The organism is Streptomyces sp. NRRL F-5630 (assembly GCF_000719475.1).
Classification (GTDB): domain Bacteria; phylum Actinomycetota; class Actinomycetes; order Streptomycetales; family Streptomycetaceae; genus Streptomyces.
In genome coordinates this window covers 165741-183141 of sequence record NZ_JOGO01000003.1, presented here as the reverse complement: position 1 = coordinate 183141, position 17401 = coordinate 165741, and the positions used below count along the sequence as shown (strand labels likewise).

Annotated in this window: 17 protein-coding genes and 1 riboswitch; of the genes, 10 read left to right on the top strand and 7 right to left on the bottom strand. The window is 75.3% G+C overall.

What is annotated here, in order from left to right; all coding sequences use genetic code 11:
• The first annotated feature begins 9 nt into the window (after nucleotides 1-9).
• The 4 genes from IF99_RS0102125 to IF99_RS0102110 all read left to right on the top strand — a co-directional run bounded on the left by IF99_RS0102125 (nucleotide 10) and on the right by IF99_RS0102110 (nucleotide 5287).
• Complete coding sequence (locus IF99_RS0102125) at nucleotides 10-732, top strand: ATP-binding cassette domain-containing protein (RefSeq protein ID WP_030994552.1); 723 nt, start codon at nucleotides 10-12, stop codon at nucleotides 730-732.
• Nucleotides 704-2860, top strand: coding sequence for a YhgE/Pip family protein (locus IF99_RS0102120; protein WP_030994551.1), 2157 nt, complete (start codon nucleotides 704-706; stop codon nucleotides 2858-2860). Before IF99_RS0102125 ends, IF99_RS0102120 begins: the two co-directional genes overlap by 29 nt.
• A gap of 34 nt (nucleotides 2861-2894) precedes the next feature.
• Complete coding sequence (locus IF99_RS0102115; RefSeq protein ID WP_030994550.1) at nucleotides 2895-3518, top strand: TetR/AcrR family transcriptional regulator; 624 nt, start codon at nucleotides 2895-2897, stop codon at nucleotides 3516-3518.
• 275 nt (nucleotides 3519-3793) lie between these two features.
• A complete protein-coding gene (locus IF99_RS0102110) occupies nucleotides 3794-5287 on the top strand; it encodes a phytoene desaturase family protein (protein WP_030994549.1) in 1494 nt (497 codons plus the stop codon).
• A gap of 21 nt (nucleotides 5288-5308) precedes the next feature.
• Here the strand turns inward: IF99_RS0102110 and IF99_RS0102105 are convergent, their stop codons facing one another.
• From IF99_RS0102105 to IF99_RS0102085, 5 genes are all read right to left on the bottom strand, one after another.
• Nucleotides 5309-6451 carry a hypothetical protein gene (locus IF99_RS0102105; protein WP_030994547.1) on the bottom strand — a complete coding sequence of 381 codons (1143 nt, stop codon included), beginning with the start codon at nucleotides 6449-6451 and terminating at the stop codon, nucleotides 5309-5311.
• Between the two features lie 43 nt (nucleotides 6452-6494).
• Nucleotides 6495-7415, bottom strand: coding sequence for a methylenetetrahydrofolate reductase [NAD(P)H] (gene metF / locus IF99_RS0102100; protein WP_030994546.1), 921 nt, complete (start codon nucleotides 7413-7415; stop codon nucleotides 6495-6497).
• Nucleotides 7416-7512: 97 nt separating this feature from the next.
• Nucleotides 7513-8175: a thiamine phosphate synthase gene (gene thiE, locus IF99_RS0102095; protein ID WP_030994545.1), complete on the bottom strand. Its 663-nt coding sequence runs from the start codon at nucleotides 8173-8175 to the stop codon at nucleotides 7513-7515.
• Nucleotides 8176-8253: 78 nt separating this feature from the next.
• On the bottom strand, nucleotides 8254-8619 hold the full coding sequence (locus IF99_RS0102090; RefSeq protein ID WP_030994544.1) for an Rv2175c family DNA-binding protein: 366 nt from the start codon (nucleotides 8617-8619) through the stop codon (nucleotides 8254-8256).
• Nucleotides 8620-8719: 100 nt separating this feature from the next.
• A complete protein-coding gene (locus tag IF99_RS0102085) occupies nucleotides 8720-9937 on the bottom strand; it encodes an NAD(P)/FAD-dependent oxidoreductase (protein ID WP_030994543.1) in 1218 nt (405 codons plus the stop codon).
• 302 nt (nucleotides 9938-10239) lie between these two features.
• A riboswitch (TPP riboswitch) is annotated at nucleotides 10240-10350 on the top strand.
• A 16-nt stretch (nucleotides 10351-10366) separates the two neighbouring features.
• On the opposite strand from IF99_RS0102085, the gene thiO reads away from it, so the two are divergent.
• The 3 genes from thiO to IF99_RS0102070 are packed head-to-tail and all read left to right on the top strand — an operon-like array spanning nucleotide 10367 to nucleotide 12507.
• Nucleotides 10367-11497: a glycine oxidase ThiO gene (gene thiO, locus IF99_RS0102080; protein WP_030994542.1), complete on the top strand. Its 1131-nt coding sequence runs from the start codon at nucleotides 10367-10369 to the stop codon at nucleotides 11495-11497.
• A complete protein-coding gene (gene thiS, locus IF99_RS0102075; RefSeq protein WP_030994541.1) occupies nucleotides 11494-11706 on the top strand; it encodes a sulfur carrier protein ThiS in 213 nt (70 codons plus the stop codon). The genes thiO and thiS overlap by 4 nt, the downstream gene beginning before the upstream one ends.
• 6 nt (nucleotides 11707-11712) lie before the next feature.
• Complete coding sequence (locus IF99_RS0102070) at nucleotides 11713-12507, top strand: thiazole synthase (RefSeq protein WP_030994540.1); 795 nt, start codon at nucleotides 11713-11715, stop codon at nucleotides 12505-12507.
• A 181-nt stretch (nucleotides 12508-12688) separates the two neighbouring features.
• Here IF99_RS0102070 and IF99_RS0102065 read toward each other — a convergent pair whose 3' ends face one another.
• The gene (locus tag IF99_RS0102065) at nucleotides 12689-13099 is read right to left on the bottom strand and encodes a hypothetical protein (RefSeq protein ID WP_030994539.1); all 411 of its coding nucleotides are present in this window, start codon (nucleotides 13097-13099) and stop codon (nucleotides 12689-12691) included.
• Nucleotides 13100-13237: 138 nt separating this feature from the next.
• Between IF99_RS0102065 and pknB the strand changes: the two genes are divergently transcribed.
• The 3 genes from pknB (at nucleotide 13238) to IF99_RS0102050 (ending at nucleotide 16615) form a co-directional block, all read left to right on the top strand.
• Nucleotides 13238-15136, top strand: a complete 1899-nt coding sequence (gene pknB / locus IF99_RS0102060) for a Stk1 family PASTA domain-containing Ser/Thr kinase (RefSeq protein WP_030994538.1) — start codon at nucleotides 13238-13240, stop codon at nucleotides 15134-15136.
• 212 nt (nucleotides 15137-15348) lie between these two features.
• On the top strand, nucleotides 15349-15708 hold the full coding sequence (locus IF99_RS0102055) for a hypothetical protein (RefSeq protein ID WP_030994537.1): 360 nt from the start codon (nucleotides 15349-15351) through the stop codon (nucleotides 15706-15708).
• 43 nt (nucleotides 15709-15751) lie between these two features.
• Complete coding sequence (locus IF99_RS0102050; RefSeq protein ID WP_030994536.1) at nucleotides 15752-16615, top strand: deoxyribonuclease IV; 864 nt, start codon at nucleotides 15752-15754, stop codon at nucleotides 16613-16615.
• A 54-nt stretch (nucleotides 16616-16669) separates the two neighbouring features.
• Here IF99_RS0102050 and IF99_RS0102045 read toward each other — a convergent pair whose 3' ends face one another.
• The gene (locus IF99_RS0102045; protein ID WP_030994535.1) at nucleotides 16670-17338 is read right to left on the bottom strand and encodes a molybdopterin-dependent oxidoreductase; all 669 of its coding nucleotides are present in this window, start codon (nucleotides 17336-17338) and stop codon (nucleotides 16670-16672) included.
• Nucleotides 17339-17401: the final 63 nt, after the last annotated feature.

Sequence of the window (17401 nt, the reverse complement as noted above, 5' to 3'; positions counted from 1 at the left end):
AAGGGCCGCATGGAGACGGAGCGCGGCGGTGCCGCACTCGATGTCCGCGCGCTCGGGCTCAAGGGGCCCCGCGGCTGGGTCTTCCGCGGGATCACGTTCCGCGCGGAGCCCGGGGCGCTGCTCGCCGTCACAGGAGCCTCGGGCAGCGGGCGCACGTGTCTCCTGCTCGCCCTCTGCGGCCGGATGCGCACGCACGAGGGCTCCGCCCGGGTCGCTGGGCTGCCGCTGCCGCGGCGGCTGGGGGCGGTGCGGCGAATCGCGGCGCTCGCCCACGTACCGGGTGTCAGCGACCTCGATCCCGCGCTCACGGTCGCCGAGCACCTGCGCGAACGTGCCCTTCTCGACCGGGGCTTCGCGCTGCTTCCCCGGCGCCGGGCCGAGCGCCGGGCGAAGGCGGAGGCGGCACTCGCCGCCGCCGGGTTCGATCCCGGGGTGCTGCCGAAGGGGCCCCGCACGGCCGTGCGCGACCTCGAACGGGTCGAGGCGCTGCGGCTCGCCGTCGCGCTCGCGCTCTTCGGACGGCCCCGGCTGCTCGCCGTGGACGATGTCGATCTCAAACTCTCCGACGACGAACGCGCCGAGGTCTGGGACCTGTTGCGGGCGCTCGCCGCCACCGGCGTGACGGTGCTCGCGGTGTGCGGCGAACCGCCCGAGGACGCCCAGGTCATACGTACCGACACGACCGGAAACGAGGTGGACGACCGTGCGGTCACCGCGACTCGCGGCGCTTGAGCTGCGGCGGTTCGGGCGCGGGCGGCTGCCGCGCGCCGCGCTCGTGGCACTCCTGCTGCTCCCGCTGCTCTACGGAGCCCTCTACCTGTGGTCGTTCTGGGACCCGTACGGGCGCCTCGACAAGATCCCCGTCGCCCTGGTCAACGAGGACACGGGGGCGAAGGCCAAGGGCCACAAGGTGGACGCGGGGCGGCAGATCGTGCGCGGGCTGCGCGACAGCGACACCTTCGACTGGCAGGAGACCGACGCCCGCCACGCCCGCGAGGGCGTCGAGGACGGCACGTACTACCTCTCGCTCACGCTTCCCGCCGACCTCAGCTCCCGCATCGCGTCGAACGCGGGGGACACGACCGGCACCGGCACGCTCGACGTCCGTACCAACGACGCCAACAACTACATCGTCGGGCAGATCTCGCGCACCGTCTTCTCCGAGGTCAGGTCCGCCGCCTCGACGCGCGCGACCCGCTCCTACCTCGACCAGATCTTCGTCTCCTTCTCCGACCTGCACGACCAGACCCGGAAGGCGGCGGGCGGCGCGGACAAGCTCAAGAACGGAAGCGACGAGGCGGGGCAGGGCGCGGGCAGGCTCGTGTCCGGGCTCGCCGACGCGCGGCACGGCGGGGACAAGCTCGTCCGCGGTCTCGACACGCTCGGCTCGGGCGCGGCCGATCTCGCGAGCGGCGCGGGGAAGGTCGCGGACGGGACGGGGGAACTGGCCGGGAAGGTGAACGGCGCCGCAGGGAAACTCGGCCCCTTCCTGCGCGAGAACCAGAAGTCCCTGGGGGACGCGGCCGGGCTCGTCGCGGACGGGGCGGGTACGGTCCGGGCCCATCTGGACACGCTGGTGAAGGCCGCTCCGAAGGCGGCACGCGAGGCCCGCGCCGCCTCGGCGACGCTGGACAAGGTGTACGGGGAGCAGTGCGGCGCGCGGCGCGCGGGAAGCCCCGCCGCCACGCCCTCCGGGGCACCGTCCGGTGCCGCCCCCTCCCCCGGCGGCACGCCCTCCCCCGGCACCGGCCCCGCCTGCCCCGCGCTCGCCCAGGCGAAGGAGGCGGCGGCCCAGGTCGCCGCGCTCTCCGGCGACCTCGACACCCTGATCGGCGAACGGGGTGGCGCGGCGGGGCTCGACCACGACCTCGCGACCCTCGCGACCCAGGCGAGGGCCCTCCAGAAAGAGGCCCCCCATCTCGCCGACGACCTCGACGCGGCCGTGGCGAAGATCAACGCGCTCGACAAGGGCGCGAAGCGTGTCGCGGACGGCGCGGACCGGCTCCGGACCGGCATCGGCTCGGCGCACACGGGCGCGAGGACACTCGACGACGGGCTCGGCACGCTGCACAGCGGTGCGGGCGACCTCTCCACGGGGCTGCACCGGCTCTCGGACGGCTCGGGCACACTCGCGCACGGGCTGCACACGGGTGCGGGCAAGATCCCCGACTACGGCGACGACGACCGCGCCGCGCACTCCGGCGCGATGGCCGACCCCGTCCGGCTCGCCTCGCACGACCTGCACAAGGCGCCCAACTACGGGACGGGCTTCGCCCCGTACTTCATCCCGCTCGCGCTGTGGGTCGGCGCGATGGTCGCCTACATGCTCATCGCCCCGCTCAACCGGCGGGCCCTCGCGACGGGCACCGGCGGGCTGCGGGCCACGCTCGCCTCCTGGCTGCCGGTCGTGGCGCTCGGCTTCGCGCAGGCCGGGGCGCTCCTGGCCGTCCTGCACTGGGGCATCGGTCTGGACCTGGCGCGGCCCGCGGCCACGGTCGCGTTCCTCTTCCTCGTCACGGCGTGCTTCGCCGCGCTCGTGCAGTGGCTCAATGCGCAGTTCGGCGCCGCCGGGCGCATCCTCGTGCTGGCGCTGCTCATGCTCCAGCTCACCTCGGCGGGTGGCACGTACCCGGTCGAGACGAGTCCCGCCTTCTTCCACGCGCTCCATCCCTTCCTGCCGATGAGCTACGTCGTCGAGGCGCTGCGGCGGCTCGTGACGGGCGGCGGGCTCGGCCCGGTGTGGGAGGGCTGCGCGGTGCTCGGCGCCTTCACCCTCGGGGCGCTCGCGCTGACGGCGTGGCGGGCGCGACGGGCGCAGGTGTGGACGGTGGAACGGCTGCACCCGGAGCTGAGCCTGTGAGCGGCCGGGGACGGTGGCTGTGAGAATCGGGGCCATGGACAGCAGCAGCACCGGCGGCGACCGGCGGCAGGCGACGCGGCAGAAGCTCTACGAGGCCGCCGTCACGCTCATCGCGGAACAGGGCTTCTCCGCCACGACCGTCGACGAGATCGCGGAGCGGGCCGGGGTCGCCAAGGGCACCGTCTACTACAACTTCCACAGCAAGGCGGGCCTCTTCGAGGCGCTGCTGCGGCACGGCGTCGGGCTGCTCACGGCGGCGCTGCGCGAGGCGGCCGAGCGGACGACGGCGGCGGACGGCGGCCCGGTCGCCGCGCTGGACGCGATGATCCGCGCGGGCCTCGTCTTCATCGACCGCTACCCGGCGTTCACCCAGCTCTACGTGGCGGAGCTGTGGCGGACGAACCGGGCCTGGCAGACCACGCTCGGCGTCGTACGGCAGGAGGTCGTGGCCGTCGTGGAACGGGTGCTGACCGAGGGGGTCGCGGCCGGGGAGCTGAGCGAGGAGATCGACATCCCGCTCACGGCGGCGGCACTCGTCGGCATGGTCCTCGTCGCCGCACTCGACTGGCAGGCGTTCCAGCCGGAGCGCTCGCTCGACGAGGTGCACGGTGCCCTGTCGCTGCTGCTGCAAGGACGGGTGGCGGGCCGCCCGGCCTGAAACGGCGGAACGACGAGGTACAGGTGTCCCTCAGCGGGGGCACGGCCGAGGGCCCCCGACCGGTTCCGCCGCCCCGTGTCGGCGGTACCGGTGCCAAGGGCCCCCGATCCGTGCACCACTGTGCCGTCCGCGCAGGTCGGGGCCCATCCGCCGGGGTACTCAACCGGGGTGCTGAGTAGCGGTACTCAGGGGTGGGGCGGGGTCACCAGGGGCGTCGGCCGAGTGGCTCGGGACAGGGCGTGGAGCGCGGGCGAGGGGCGGATAAAGTCGCTGGCATGGCACGGATTGTGGTGATCGGCGCGGGGCTCGGCGCCATGGCGGCGGCGGCGCGGCTCGCGATCGCGGGGCACCGGGTGGTGGTGCACGAGCGCGGCGCGACGTACGGGGGCGCGCTCGGCGCGTACGCGCGGGACGGTTTCCGCTTCGACACGGGCCCCGGGCTCCTGACGCTCCCCGCCGTGTACCGCGACCTGTTCGTGAAGACGGGCCGCGCGGAGCTGGAGGACCGTCTCGCCCTGGAGCAGGTGGACCCGGCGGCACGCCACGTCTTCGCCGACGGCACGGACGTCGCGCTGCCGAACGCCTCGCGCGGCGGCGTCGCGCAGGCGCTGGACGCGGCGCTCGGCGCGGGTACGGGCGCGAGGTGGACGGACTTCCTCGGCCGGGCGCGCGAGGCGTGGGACCGTACCCGCCGCCCGCTCCTGGAGGAGACGCAGTGGCCCAACTGGCAGGTGCTCGCGGAGCGGGAGCCGTACCCGGCGCTGCCCGTGCGCAGGCTGCTGCGCCGCGAGCGGCACGCGACGACGCTCGCCGAGGTGGGTGAGCTGGAGCTGCGCGAGCCGCGCCTGCGGGCGCTCCTGGAGAGCTACGCGCTCGCGGCCGGGCTCGACGCGGAGCGGGTCCCGGCGAGCGCGGCCGTGCTGCCGTTCGCCGAGCACACCTTCGGTGTGTGGGCGGTGCGGGGCGGGCTGCGGGCCCTCGCGGACGCGGTGCACGCGCGGTGCGTCGAGCGGCGCGTGGAGTTCGTGTTCGGCTCGGAGGTGACGCGGATCGTCGAGAAGGACGGTCGCGCGGCGGGGGCCGAACTCGCGGACGGCTCGCTCGTGGAGGCGGAACACGTCGTGGCGGGGGTCGCCCCGGCGGTTCTCGGGCGGCTGCTCGGCGGTACGGCGCCGTGGCCGGCGAACGGCGTGCCCGCGCGTACGGAGGGGGCGGCGCGGCTCCTCGTGCTGCTGGCGCTGCGCGGGGAGCGCCCGGCGGGGACCGTCGTGCGCACGGTGCTGCACAGCCCCGACGCGGCGGCGGAGCGCGCGGCCCTCGCGGCGGGGAGGCTGCCGGAGCGGCCGACCGTGACGGTGCTGCGGCCCGGCGACCCGGAGCGGGTCCCGGACGCGGGACACGAGGCGGTGACGCTGACGGTGACGGTCCCGGCGGGCGCCGCGGTGCCCCAGGCGTATGTGGCGGAGCTGATCGAACGGGTCGGCGCCACCGTCGTACCGGGGCTGCGTGAGCGCCTGCTGTGGCACGAGACGCTGACCCCGGCGGCCGCGGAGGAGGCGACGGGCGCGCCGGGCGGCGCGGTCCCCGCCCCGGCGCTCGCCGCCGGCGGGGGCCGGTGGCTCTACCCGGCCAACGCGACGGCGCTGCCCGGTCTGCACGCGGTGGGCGGCTGGTCCCACCCGGGCGGCGGGCTGCCGCACGCGGGGATGTCCGGAGCGCTCGTGGCGGGACTGATCGTGGAGGGGGAGGGGTTCACGGGGTCCACGTGAGCCCCTTGTCCCCTTTCACCCTCACCCCCGGTACCCGTACCCCTCGCTCCCCTCGTACGAGCCCGTCGGCCACGCCCCGCCCTGCTCCTCGCCCTCGCCGCGCTGGCGCGGCACCCACACCCCGCCCGGCGGCGTCTCCTGCGGGCCCTGCTCCTGCACGGGGTAGCCGTAGCCGGACGTCGCGTACGGGTCGGCGTAGGGGTCCGCGTACGGAACAGCGTAGGGGTCGGCGGCGGGCTGCTGGTACTGCTCTTGGGGAGCGGCGTACTGCTGCTGGCCGTACTGCTGCCCCCAGCCGTCCGTCGTGGTGCCCCACGTGCCCGTGGCGTCGCCCTGGACGAGCCCCGCCCAGGTGCCGCTGGGGTCCTGTGGCTGCTGCGGGAGCGCGCCGCCGAAGGGGGAGGCGTTCGCGAAGGAGGCGGTGTCGTACGCCCCGGTGCCCGCGCCCGGGTCGTACGTGCCCGCCTCGTACATGCCGGCCTGCCCCGTGCCGTACGTGACGGGGCCCGCGCCGGGATCGTGGCCGGGCTGCTGCGCCCCGTGCTGGTCCCACGCGGCGGGCGCCGCCTCGGGGGCGTAGCCGTGCGCGGTGTACGGGTCGTAGCCGGACTGGTAGCCCGCGGTGTGGTCGGCGGCCGGGGTCTGCCAGGGGGCCTGCGCCGCCCCGGCCGGCTCGCTCAGGACCCCGCGGCCCTCCGCGACGTTGACCGCGTCGAAGACGGCCGTGGTGGCGGCCTCCCCGGCCGCCCCGGCTCCCTGTGCCCCCGGTGCCCCTTCGCCCTGCGGGCCTTCCGGCTTCTTCGGCGCGGGCGCGTCGCTCTCGTCGCGCAGATCCGAGACCTCCAGCGAGGGGCCCCGCTCGCGCTCGCCGCGCACCCGGTCGCCGAGCGCGCCGAGCTTCTCGCCCGCCTTGCCCTTGAGGGCCCAGCCCGCCACGAAGCCGCGCCGGAAGGAGAGCGTGACGAGCGTCTGCCCGGCCGCGAAGGCGAGCGCGCCGAGGATGATCACGAAGACCGAGGCCATGAACACGCCGAGCACCACGCCGAGGAACCCGGCGAAGGCGAGCAGACGCCAGCGCAGCCGCGCCTTGTACTGGAGCAGCACCTCCCCGAGGAGCCACAACGCCACTACGGCGAAAGCGAAATAGAGGACCGCCCAGCCCATGTACGCCCCTCTCGCCCCGGCATGGGGGCCGGGGTCCGTCGGATCAGGGCCTGTGGTGGGGCAGGCCCAGATTCTCGTGGATCTCCAGTGTCGCCGTGGAGTTGTTGAGCGTGATGAAGTGCAGCCCCGGGACACCCTCGGCCAGCAGTCGCGCGCAGAACTCTGTGGCGAACTCGATTCCCAAGGAGCGTACCGCCGCCGGGTCGTCCTTCGCCGCGAGCATCCGTTCTTTCACCGTCTCGGGGAAGACGGCGGTGCTGAGCCGGGAGAGCCGTTCGAGCTGGCGCACGCTCGTCACCGGCATGACCTCGGGGATCACCGGGGTCTCGCAGCCGACGGCGGAGAGCCGGTCGCGCAGGCGCAGGTAGGAGGCCGGATCGAAGAACATCTGCGTGATCGCGTAATCCGCCCCGGCACGGCACTTGTCGACGAAGTACCGGACGTCGGAGTCCCAGTTCTCGGAGCGCGGATGCATCTCGGGGAAGGCCGCGACACCCACGCAGAAATTTCCCGACTCCTTGATGAGACGGACGAGTTCGGCGGCGTACGTCAGTCCGTCCTCGCGCGCCACCCAGTCCCCGAGCGGGTCCCCGGGCGGGTCGCCGCGCACGGCGAGGATGTTGCGGACGCCGCCGTCCGCGTACTGCCCGATCATGTGGCGCAGCTCGGCGACCGAGTGCTCGACGGCGGTGAGGTGGGCGACGGGGACGAGCGTGGTGTTCTCGGCGATCGCCTGCGTGGCGCGCACGGTGCCGTCGCGGGTGCTGCCGCCGGCGCCGTAGGTCACCGAGACGAAGCTCGGCGCGACGGCCTCGACGCGGCGCAGCGCGTTCCACAGGTTGCGCTCGCCCTTCGGGGTCTTCGGCGCCCAGAACTCGAAGGAGTAGGAGGGTTTGCCGCTCGCGAGCACCTCCGCCACGGTCGGGTGGTCGGAGGTCCAGGTGGATGCGGTACCGGAGGCCATACGGGCAGGGTAGCCAGAAGCCGCCGGTCAGCGAGGCGAAGCCGGGAGTTATGCCCGTTACGCGGACTTCTTGTCCACACCGTGGACAGTGGGGGCCTCAGGCGGCAGCGCGCACCCGGCGGGCGAGCTCGCGGGCCGCGTGCTCCGGGTCGTCGGCCTCGGTCAGCGCCCGTACGACGACGACGCGGCGCGCGCCCGCGTCGAGCACCTCGTCCAGGCGGGCCGCGTCGATGCCGCCGATCGCGAACCACGGGCGTGTGGTGCCGAGCGCGGCGGCGTACCGCACGAGAGGCAGGCCGGGCGCGGGACGGCCGGGCTTGGTGGGGGTGGGCCAGCAGGGCCCCGTGCAGAAGTAGTCGACGCCGTCCTGCACGGCCGCCGCGGCGGCCTCCGCCTCGCTGTGGGTCGAGCGGCCGACCAGCACCTCGGGGCCGACGAGGGCGCGCGCGGCGGGGACGGGGAGGTCGCCCTGGCCGAGGTGGAGCACGTCGGCGCGGGCGGCGTGGGCGACGTCGGCGCGGTCGTTCACGGCGAGGAGTCTTCCGTGGCGGCGGCAGGCGTCGGCGAAGACCTGGAGGAGTTCGAGCTCCTCGGCGGCTTCCAGGCTCTTGTCCCGCAGCTGGACGATGTCGACGCCGCCGGAGAGGACGGCGTCGAGGAAGTCGGGGAGGTCGTTCTGGCGCTCGCGGGCGTCCGTGCAGAGGTAGAGACGAGCGTCGGCGAGCGCGGTGCGCGGGTCGCGCGGTGTTCGGTTCGACATGCCCCACCCCTGTTCGTATGACCTGACGATCATGCCACTCGTACAGGGGCGGGGGTCACCGTGGTCCCGCGGCCCGGCTCAGAAGGCCAGGGCCTGGGCGCGGCGCTTCACCTCCGTGCCACGGTTCTCGCTCATGGCCTGGGCGGGGGTGCCGGGCAGCGTCGGGTCGGGGGTGAACATCCACTGGATGATCTCCACGTCGTCGAAGCCGTCGTCGCGCAGCAGCGTCAGCAGCCCGGACAGGCCCCGCACGGTGCGGTTGCCGTCGAGGAAGGCGGCGGGCACGTAGAGGGCGTTGTTCTCGCCGCGGCGGACGGCGACGAGCTGGCCCTCCTTCACCAGCTGGCGCACCCGGGTCACCTCGACGCCGAACCGCTCGGCGATGTCGGGGAGGCTGAGCCACTCGGGAACGAGCGCTTCGGTCTTGGCATCAATCTGGGTCACAGGACAAGCCTGCCATCCCGGGCGGCCGGGCGGTAGCGGGAGGGTCCCCGCGGGCGACGGGCCCGGGGACGGAGCGCGGGGGCGGGGTGCGGGGACGGGCTCAGCGCACGGCTGTCTTGAGGGGCCGCGCCGCGTCCGCGAGGAGGACGGGGTCGAGCGTCGCGCCCGAAGCGATGAGCTTCCGCCCCTGGGCGAGGTCCCGGGGGCGGCCGACGGCGAGCACGGCGGCGAGCCGCCCGTCCTCCTCCAGCCAGCACACGGTCCAGGCGGCCCCGTCCGGGTCGCCGCGCCACACGAGGCGGTCGGCGCCGGCGTGGTCGCCCGCGTACTGCACGAAGCGGCCGAACTGCTCGGACCAGAAGTAGGGCACCGGGTCGTACGGCTCGGCGCGCGCGCCCGTGAGGACGCCGGCGAGGGTGTGGGGCCCCTGGAGGGCGTTGTCCCAGTGGTGCACGAGGAGGCGCCGCCCGTAGCGCCGCGAGGGGAAGGAGGCGCAGTCGCCGACCGCGTGGACGTCGGGCAGCGAGGTGCGCAGCCAGGCGTCGGTGCGCACGGAGCCGTCCGGGGCGAGGTCGATGCCGGAGCCGTCGAGCCAGCCGGTGACGGGGCGGGCGCCGATGCCGACGAGGACGGCGTCGGCGGGCACGCGCTCGCCGCCCTCCAGGACGACGGCTGTGTCCTCGACGGTGGCGACGCGGGAGCGGGTGCGCAGCCGGGCGCCCGCCTCGGCGTACCACGCCGCCATCGGCGCGGCGACCTCGGCGGGCAGCGCTCCGCTGAGCGGGTGCCCGGTGGCCTCCAGGACGGTCACGGCGCAGCCCGCCTCGCGCGCGGCCGTCGTGAACTCGGCGCCGATCCAGCCCGCGCCGACGACGGCGACCTCGGCGCGGCGCGCGAGGACCTCGCGCAGGGCGCGCACGTCGTCGAGGGTGTGGAGGAGGTGGACGTGGGGGTGCCGGGCCGTGCCGGGGAGCCGGACGGGGGCGGCGCCCGTCGCGAGGACGAGGTGGTCGTAGCCGAGCGGGCCCTCGCTCGTGTCGATCTCGTGCGCGGCGGCGCGCAGCCCCGTGGCGCGCACCCCGAGCCGCAGCTCGGTACCGAGCGCCGCGAAGTCGACGTCGAAGGCGGACGTCTCGGCGCTGCCGAGGAGCACGGACTTGGAGAGCGGCGGACGGTCGTAGGGGGCGTGCGGCTCCTCACCGAGCAGGACGAGGTCCCCTTCGTACCCCTCCTCGCGCAGCGCCACGACGGTCCGCACCCCCGCCATCCCTGCGCCGACGACAACGACCCGCCCCTGCTGCTCCCGGTCTCCGCTCACGCCCGCAACTCTAGGCCGCCCAGCCCGGCCCCCGAGCCCGTGTCCCCACGAGATCCCGCCCACACCAGCCCCTTCGCGGGCCGTTCGGGACCAAGGACGGAGCCGGCCCGGGACCAAGGCCCCGGGCCAGGGGGACCGGAGACGTGCGCCTGGCGACGGAGGCGGCCCGGCCACGGCGTGCCGTCCCGCACGCCCCCTCCGGGGCCCTGCGGGACGGCACGCGGCAAGGGCGGAGCGGGACCCACCGTGCAGGCGGAGCGGGACCCGCGCCGACGGCCGCGCGCGCACCGCCTAAGCTGTGCCGCGCACACCGCGGGAGTCCGGGCGGACCGGGCTGAGAGGGGGGCTGCGGCCTCCGACCGTATGAACCTGATCCGGGTCATTCCGGCGAAGGGAGGGGGCTTTGTGGCCAGTGGTGGGGATGTCCTCGTGGTCGGGGGCGGGATCGTCGGGCTCGTGACGGCGTGGCGGGCCGCGCTCGGCGGGGCGCGGGTGACCGTGGTCGATCCGGAGCCGGGGGGCGGGGCGGCGCGGGTGGCCGCGGGGATGCTCGCCGCCGTCACCGAACCGCACTACGGCGAGGAGGCGTTGCTCGCGCTCGGGCTCGCCTCCGCGCGGCGGTGGCCGGAGTTCGCCGCCGAACTGGGCGAGGCGAGCGGGCGGGACCTCGGGTACCGCCCGTGCGGGACGCTCGCCGTCGCGCTGGACGCCGACGACCGTGCCGAACTGCGCGAACTGCACGCCCTGCACACGCGTCGCGGGCTCGACTCGCAGTGGCTGACGGGCCGTGAGTGCCGCCGCCTGGAGCCGATGCTCGCGCCCGGGATACGGGGCGGGCTGCGTGTCGAGGGCGACCATCAGGTCGATCCGCGCCGGGTCGTGGGGGCGCTCCTCGTCGTCTGCGAGCGGGCCGGGGTGGAGTTCCAGCGGGCGAGGGCGGCGCGGCTCGTGGTGGAGGCGGACCGGGCGCGCGGCGTGGTGCTCGCGGACGGTGCGCGCCTCGAAGCGGCCCGCACGGTGCTCGCGGCCGGGTGCTTCAGCACGGACCTGGCGGGCCTGCCGCCCGAGGTCGCCGTGCCCGTACGGCCCGTGAAAGGGCAGGTCCTGCGGCTGCGGATGGAGGGCGCGTACGCGGGCTTCCTGCGGCGCACGGTGCGCGCGGTCGTACGGGGCGGGAGCCTCTACCTCGTGCCGCGCGAGGACGGCGAACTCGTGGTCGGAGCGACGAGCGAGGAGCGGGGCAGGGACACGACGGTCACGGCGGGCGGCGTGTACGCGCTGCTGCGCGACGCGCACGAACTGCTCCCCGGCATCACCGAACTCCCGCTCACCGAGACCCTCGCCGGGCTGCGCCCCGCCTCACCGGACAACGCGCCCCTGCTCGGCCCCACGGCGCTCCCCGGACTGCACCTCGCGACGGGCCACGGCCGCAACGGAGTCCTCCTCGCCCCCGAGACGGGCGCCGTCATGGCGCACGCCCTGACCCACGACGCGCTGCCGGAGGCCGCGCGCCCCTTCACCCCCCTGCGATTCACGAGAAGCCCGGAGCCCGTCCTGTGAACCTCGACCTGACCGTGAGAGTCAACGGCGCCGAGCGCGCCGTTCCCCCGGGCACGACGCTCGACGCGCTCGTCGCCGGGCTGAGCCGGGCCCCTACGGGCGTCGCCGCGGCCGTCAACGAGACGGTCGTGCCGCGCGGCGACTGGCCCGCGACCGTGCTCGCCGCGGGCGACCGCGTCGAGATCCTGACCGCTGTGCAGGGAGGCTGAGGGAGCATGGCCGACGATCCTTTCGTCCTCGGCGGCACCACGTACTCCTCGCGCCTGATCATGGGCACGGGCGGCGCGCCGAGCCTCGACGTCCTGGAGCGCGCGCTGACCGCCTCGGGCACGGAGCTGACGACGGTCGCGATGCGCCGCCTGGACCCGGGTACGCAGGGTTCGGTGCTCTCCGTCCTCGACCGGCTCGGCATTCGCGTGCTGCCGAACACGGCGGGCTGCCACACGGCCGGTGAGGCCGTGCTGACGGCGCGGCTGGCGCGCGAGGCGCTGGGCACGGACCTCGTGAAGCTGGAGGTCGTCGCCGACGAGCGCACGCTCCTCCCCGATCCGGTGGAGCTGCTCGACGCGGCCGAGATCCTCGTCGACGACGGGTTCACCGTGCTCCCCTACACGAACGACGACCCGGTGCTCGCGCGGAAGCTGGAGGACGTGGGCTGCGCGGCCGTCATGCCGCTCGGCTCGCCGATCGGTTCCGGGCTCGGCATCCGCAATCCGCACAACTTCCAGCTCATCACCGAGCGGGCTCGGGTCCCCGTGATCCTGGACGCGGGTGCCGGAACGGCGTCGGACGTGGCGCTCGCGATGGAGCTGGGCTGCGCGGCGGTGATGCTCGCCTCGGCGGTGACCCGCGCGCGCGAGCCGGAGCTGATGGCGCACGCCATGCGGCACGCGACGGAGGCGGGGCGCCTGGCCCGTCGCGCGGGCCGCATCCCGCGCCGCCACTTCGCCGAGGCGTCGTCGCCCATGGAGGGCCGCGCCGAGCTGGACCCGGAACGCCCGGCGTTCTGAGGGGACTTCGGAACGCCCGGGGTCCTGCGAAGAGCGCGGGGCGCCCTGCGTGCTGAGCCGCTCCGGGGGCGCCCGGCGTCGTCACCCTGTCCCCCGGCGCCTCGCGTCCTACGGGGTACGGGTCCCGGGGCGGCCCGGCCACGCGACACCGCCCCTCCCCCACCGCCGCCCCCGCCCCGCCTCATCTCCCGCTCCGCACCCCCGTCAGGTGATCCCGGAACTCCTGGAAGGCGTGCCACCCCGAGGTGTCCCCCGCCCCCGTGAGCACCCAGCCCGCCGGGTCGCAGGCGCGCGCCCCGAGCGCCTCCGCGATGCGCAGCACGACGGGGAGCACGTCGTCCCCGCCGCCGCGTACGTGCAGCATGACCGCGTCGACCGGGTCCGTGTCCCCGATGTTCAGCTCCATCGACCAGCCGGGCCCCTCCAGCTCGCCCCAGGCCGGGTCGGAGAGGTCCGCCTCGGGCACGGCCCCGGCGAGCGCGGCGAGCACGTCGGCGCGCGCGCCGAGCGGCAGCTCAGCGGCGCCGCCGGGCAGGTCCTCCACCGAGGCGCAGCCCTCGGGCAGCCGCAGCACCAGCACGTCCCAGCTCATGTCCAGATCCTTCCGTCCGGTCACGTGGGGGATGGCGGGCGAGCGCGCCCGGTGACCGCCACCACAGTGCCACCCGCCACTGACACCGTGTGACACCGCCGCCCCGGACGGCCCCGCGCGGCCCCGTAGACTCGCCGCGTGGACACGAGGCCGGCCGATCAGAACACCTCGCTCGTCGGGAAGGTCCTCGACGGGCGGTACCGGGTGGACGCGCTCATCGCGGCCGGGGGTATGTCGACCGTGCATCGCGCGGTCGATCTGCGCCTGGACCGGGTGGTCGCGCTCAAGGTCATGCACCCCCGGCTCGCGACGGACGCGGGGTTCGTCGAGCGGTTCATCCGCGAGGCGAAGTCGGTGGCGCGGCTCGACCACCCGAACGTGGTGAGCGTCTTCGACCAGAACGCGGACGGCGCCTCCGTGTACCTGGCGATGGAGTACGTGTCCGGCTGCACGCTCCGCGACGTGCTGCGCGAGCGCGGGGCGCTGAGTCCGCGTGCGGCGCTCGACATCCTGGAGCCGGTCCTCGCCGGGCTCGGCGCCGCGCACCGCGCGGGCCTCGTGCACCGCGACATGAAGCCGGAGAACGTCCTGATAGGAGACGACGGGCGGGTCAAGGTCGCGGACTTCGGCCTCGTGCGCGGGGTGGGCACCTCCTCGCAGTCGACGGGCGCCGTCCTCGGCACCGTCTCGTACCTGGCGCCCGAGCAGATCAGCGACGACGCGGTCGACGAGCGCGCCGACGTGTACGCGTGCGGCATCGTGCTCTTCGAGATGCTGACCGGCGGCAAGCCGTACCTCGGCGACACGCCCGCACAGGTCCTCTACCAGCACCTGAACACCGACGTCCCGGCCCCCTCCGGTTTCTTCCCCGGCCTCGACCCGGCCTTCGACGCGCTCGTGGCCGCCGCCACCGCGCGCGAGCCGGCCGCGCGTCCGCGCGACGCGGTGGCCCTCCTCGCGGCGGTACGGGACGCGACGGCGCACCTCGGCCGGGAGGCGCTCGACGCCGAGCCCCCGGCGGCGCGCGCGGGCGGGCACGACAACGCCGAGGACCGCACGAGCGTGCTGCCGCGCGCGCTGACACTGCCGCGCCCGGGAGCGGCGGCCGAGGACGTGCAGCACACGAGCGTCCTGCCCCCGCCCGCGCGCGGGGGGCGGCCCCGGCGCCGGCTGTGGTCGGCGCTCGTCGTCGCCGCCGTCGTGCTGTGCGGGGGCGCGGGGGTCTGGTACGTCAACGCGGGGCAGTTCACCGAGGTCCCGCGGGTGCTCGCGAAGAGCGAGAAGGAGGCGAAGGGGCGTCTCGACAAGGCGGGGCTGCGGGTCAAGGACGTCAAGGGCCGCTACAGCGCTACCGAGCCGCGCGGCAACGTGCTCGGCACGGACCCGGCCCCCGGCGCCCGCATCCGCGATCACGGCGAGGTCACCCTCACCGTCTCGCTCGGCCCGCGCACGGTCGACGTCCCCCGGCTCACCGGCAAGACCCTCGCCGAGGCGCGCGCGGCCCTGCGCGGGCGCGGGCTCGACCCGGGGCTCGTCACGAAGCGCTTCGACCAGGACGTCAGCCAGGGCGCCGTGATCGGCACGGAGCCGCAGGCGGGCGAGAACGTGAAGGCCGGGGCGACGGTGCGGATCACCGTGAGCAGGGGCGCGCCCGTGGACGTCCCGGATGTGAGCGGCAAGGACGAGGCGGAGGCGCGCGAGGAGCTGTCCGACGCGGGGCTCGACGTGAAGGTCGCCTCCGCGCGGGTCTTCTCCTCCGACGCCGACGAGGGCGCCGTCGCGAAGCAGTCCCCCGGCGCGGGCGAGCGGCTCGCGGCGGGCGACACGGTGACGCTGACGCTCTCCAAGGGCCCCGACCTCGTGGAGGTGCCGGACGTGGAGGGCAAGCAGGAGAAGGAGGCGAAGGGGCTCCTGGAGGACGCCGGGTTCGAGGTGAAGGTCTCCCGCTGGTTCCTCGGGCACACCGTGTGGGACCAGTCGGTGAGCGGGGGCGACACGGCACCGCGCGGGAGCACGGTGACGATCCGGGTGCGGTGACGGTCCGGGGGCGGTGAGGGTCCGGGCGCGGTGCCGCTCAGGCGGCGGTGGCACTCCGGGTGCGGTGCCCCTCAGGCGGCGGTGACGCTCCGGAATCGTGCACGCACACCTGAACGATTCCTTCACCGAAATCGGTCTCCGTGCCCCTGTCTCACAGGGCAGACTTCTCCTCTCGGCCTCCACCGGAGAGGCCGTTCCGTGTGGGGGGAACCATGCGTCTGCGTACCGTCGCCGTCAGTGCTGTCCTCGTCCTGGGCGCGGGCGTCGCCGCGACCGCCTGCTCGTCCCCGGACGGCGGCCCGGCGAGCGAGGGGAAGTCGGCGCGCACCGCCGTGCGACCGGCCACCGCCGACCCCTGCGCCGTGCGGCATCCCGACGCGAAGGACTGCGTGGTCGAGATGCCGGCCGACCTGGAGATCGAGACGGCGCGAGGGGTGAGCGGGACGCCGCACCTGGAAGACCCCGAGGCCGGAGCGAGCTCCGAGGGGTCGCCGACGCCCGCGCCCGACCCGGGCTTCGCGGAGACCGAGATCGGCGAGCCCGCCGACTCCGGCGTACCCACACTGCCGTGACCCGGGCGAAAGCCACGCCCCTGGTCCGTGTCACCCTGGACCGGTGAACTCCACCCCCCGCAATCCCGTCGGCGCGCACGTCCCCGTCGCCGGGGGCCTCGCGAAGACCGGCCTCTCCTACGCGCGCACGCTCGGTGCCGAGGCCGTGCAGGTCTTCGTCGCCAATCCGCGCGGCTGGGCGACGGGGCCCGGGGACCCGGCGCAGGACGAGGAGTTCCGTACGCGCTGCGCCGACGAGGGCCTGCGCGCGTACGTGCACGCGCCGTACCTCATCAACTTCGGCTCCCACACCGAGGCCACCGTCGAGAAGTCGGTGGTCTCCTTGCGGCACTCACTGCGCAGAGCCCGCGCCATCGGCGCGCTCGGCGTCGTCGTGCACACGGGCTCGGCGACCGGGGGCCGCACGCGTGCGGTGGCGCTCGCGCAGGTGCGCGAGCGGATGCTGCCGCTGCTCGACGAGCTGGATGACCCCGGGGACCCGGACCTGCTCCTGGAGCCGACGGCCGGGCAGGGCGCCTCGCTGTGCGCGCGGGCGGGGGACCTGGGCCCGTACGTGGCCGCGCTCGACGCGCACCCGAAGCTCGGCGTGTGCCTCGACACGTGCCACGTGCACGCGGCGGGGCACGATCTCGGCGCCCCGGGCGGTGCGAAGCAGACGCTCGACCTGCTCGTGGACGAGGTCGGCGAGGGCAGGCTCAAGCTCGTCCACGCCAACGACTCGAAGGCGGGCTGCGGCTCGCACCTGGACCGGCACGAGAACATCGGCGCGGGCACGATCGGCACAGCGGCCTTCGCGGAGCTGTGCGCCCACCCGGCGACGGCGGGCGTGCCGCTGGTCATCGAGACGCCGGGCGGCCCCGAGGGGCACGCGGCGGACGTGGCGCGCCTGAAGGAACTGCGCGGCTGACGGAACGCACGGCTGACGGAAGGGCACGGCTGAGGCAGCGGCACGGCCGGGCGTTCACAGCCCCGGCCCGTCCCCCGCCTCCTCCTGGTAGGAGTACCGCTGCTCCCGCCACGGGTCCGCGATGTTGTGGTAGCCCCGCTCCTCCCAGAAGCCGCGCCGGTCGGCGGTCATGTACTCCACGCCGCGCACCCACTTCGGGCCCTTCCAGGCGTACAGCTGGGGGACGACGAGGCGCACCGGGTAACCGTGCTCGGCCGTCAGGGGCTCGCCGTCCTTGTGGGTGGCGAAGACGGTGTGCGGGGCTGCGAAGTCGGCGAGCCGCAGATTGGCGCTGTAGCCGTACTCGGCCCACACCATGACGTGCGTGGCCTGCGGAGCGGGCGGTACGAGGTCGAGCAGCGTACGGGCCGGGATGCCGCCCCATTCGGCGCCGAGGACGCTGAACCGGGTCACGCAGTGCAGGTCGGCCTCGACGGTGGCCCAGCCGAGCGCGGTGAACTCCTCGTGGTTCCAGCCGCGCTTCTCCCCGTCCGCCGTCGCGCCGAAGACGCGGAACTCCCAGCGCTCGGGCCGGAACTTCGGCACCGGGCCGTAGTGGGTGACCGGCCAGCCGCGCTGAAGGCGCTGTCCCGGCGGCAGCCTGCCCGCCTCCGGGGAAGGACGCGCCGGGGAAGTCCCGCCCGGGGAAGGCGGGCCGTCTCTCTCGCTCTCCGCCTGGCCCATGCGATCCATCCTGACAGACCGGGCGGGTTGCCGCCGACCGGGCGGCCGTGGCCCGGGAGACGC

Excerpts from the sequence above, each read along its gene's own strand:
- IF99_RS0102115 (WP_030994550.1), top strand. The coding sequence starts at position 2,895 with ATGGACAGCAGCAGCACCGGCGGCGACCGGCGGCAGGCGACGCGGCAG.
- IF99_RS0102105 (WP_030994547.1), bottom strand. The coding sequence starts at position 6,451 with ATGGGCTGGGCGGTCCTCTATTTCGCTTTCGCCGTAGTGGCGTTGTGG.
- IF99_RS0102070 (WP_030994540.1), top strand. The coding sequence starts at position 11,713 with ATGGCCGACGATCCTTTCGTCCTCGGCGGCACCACGTACTCCTCGCGC.
- IF99_RS0102065 (WP_030994539.1), bottom strand. The coding sequence starts at position 13,099 with ATGAGCTGGGACGTGCTGGTGCTGCGGCTGCCCGAGGGCTGCGCCTCG.
- IF99_RS0102110 (WP_030994549.1), top strand. The coding sequence starts at position 3,794 with ATGGCACGGATTGTGGTGATCGGCGCGGGGCTCGGCGCCATGGCGGCG.
- IF99_RS0102055 (WP_030994537.1), top strand. The coding sequence starts at position 15,349 with ATGCGTCTGCGTACCGTCGCCGTCAGTGCTGTCCTCGTCCTGGGCGCG.
- metF (WP_030994546.1), bottom strand. The coding sequence starts at position 7,415 with ATGGCCTCCGGTACCGCATCCACCTGGACCTCCGACCACCCGACCGTG.
- IF99_RS0102125 (WP_030994552.1), top strand. The coding sequence starts at position 10 with ATGGAGACGGAGCGCGGCGGTGCCGCACTCGATGTCCGCGCGCTCGGG.
- IF99_RS0102045 (WP_030994535.1), bottom strand. The coding sequence starts at position 17,338 with ATGGGCCAGGCGGAGAGCGAGAGAGACGGCCCGCCTTCCCCGGGCGGG.
- thiE (WP_030994545.1), bottom strand. The coding sequence starts at position 8,175 with ATGTCGAACCGAACACCGCGCGACCCGCGCACCGCGCTCGCCGACGCT.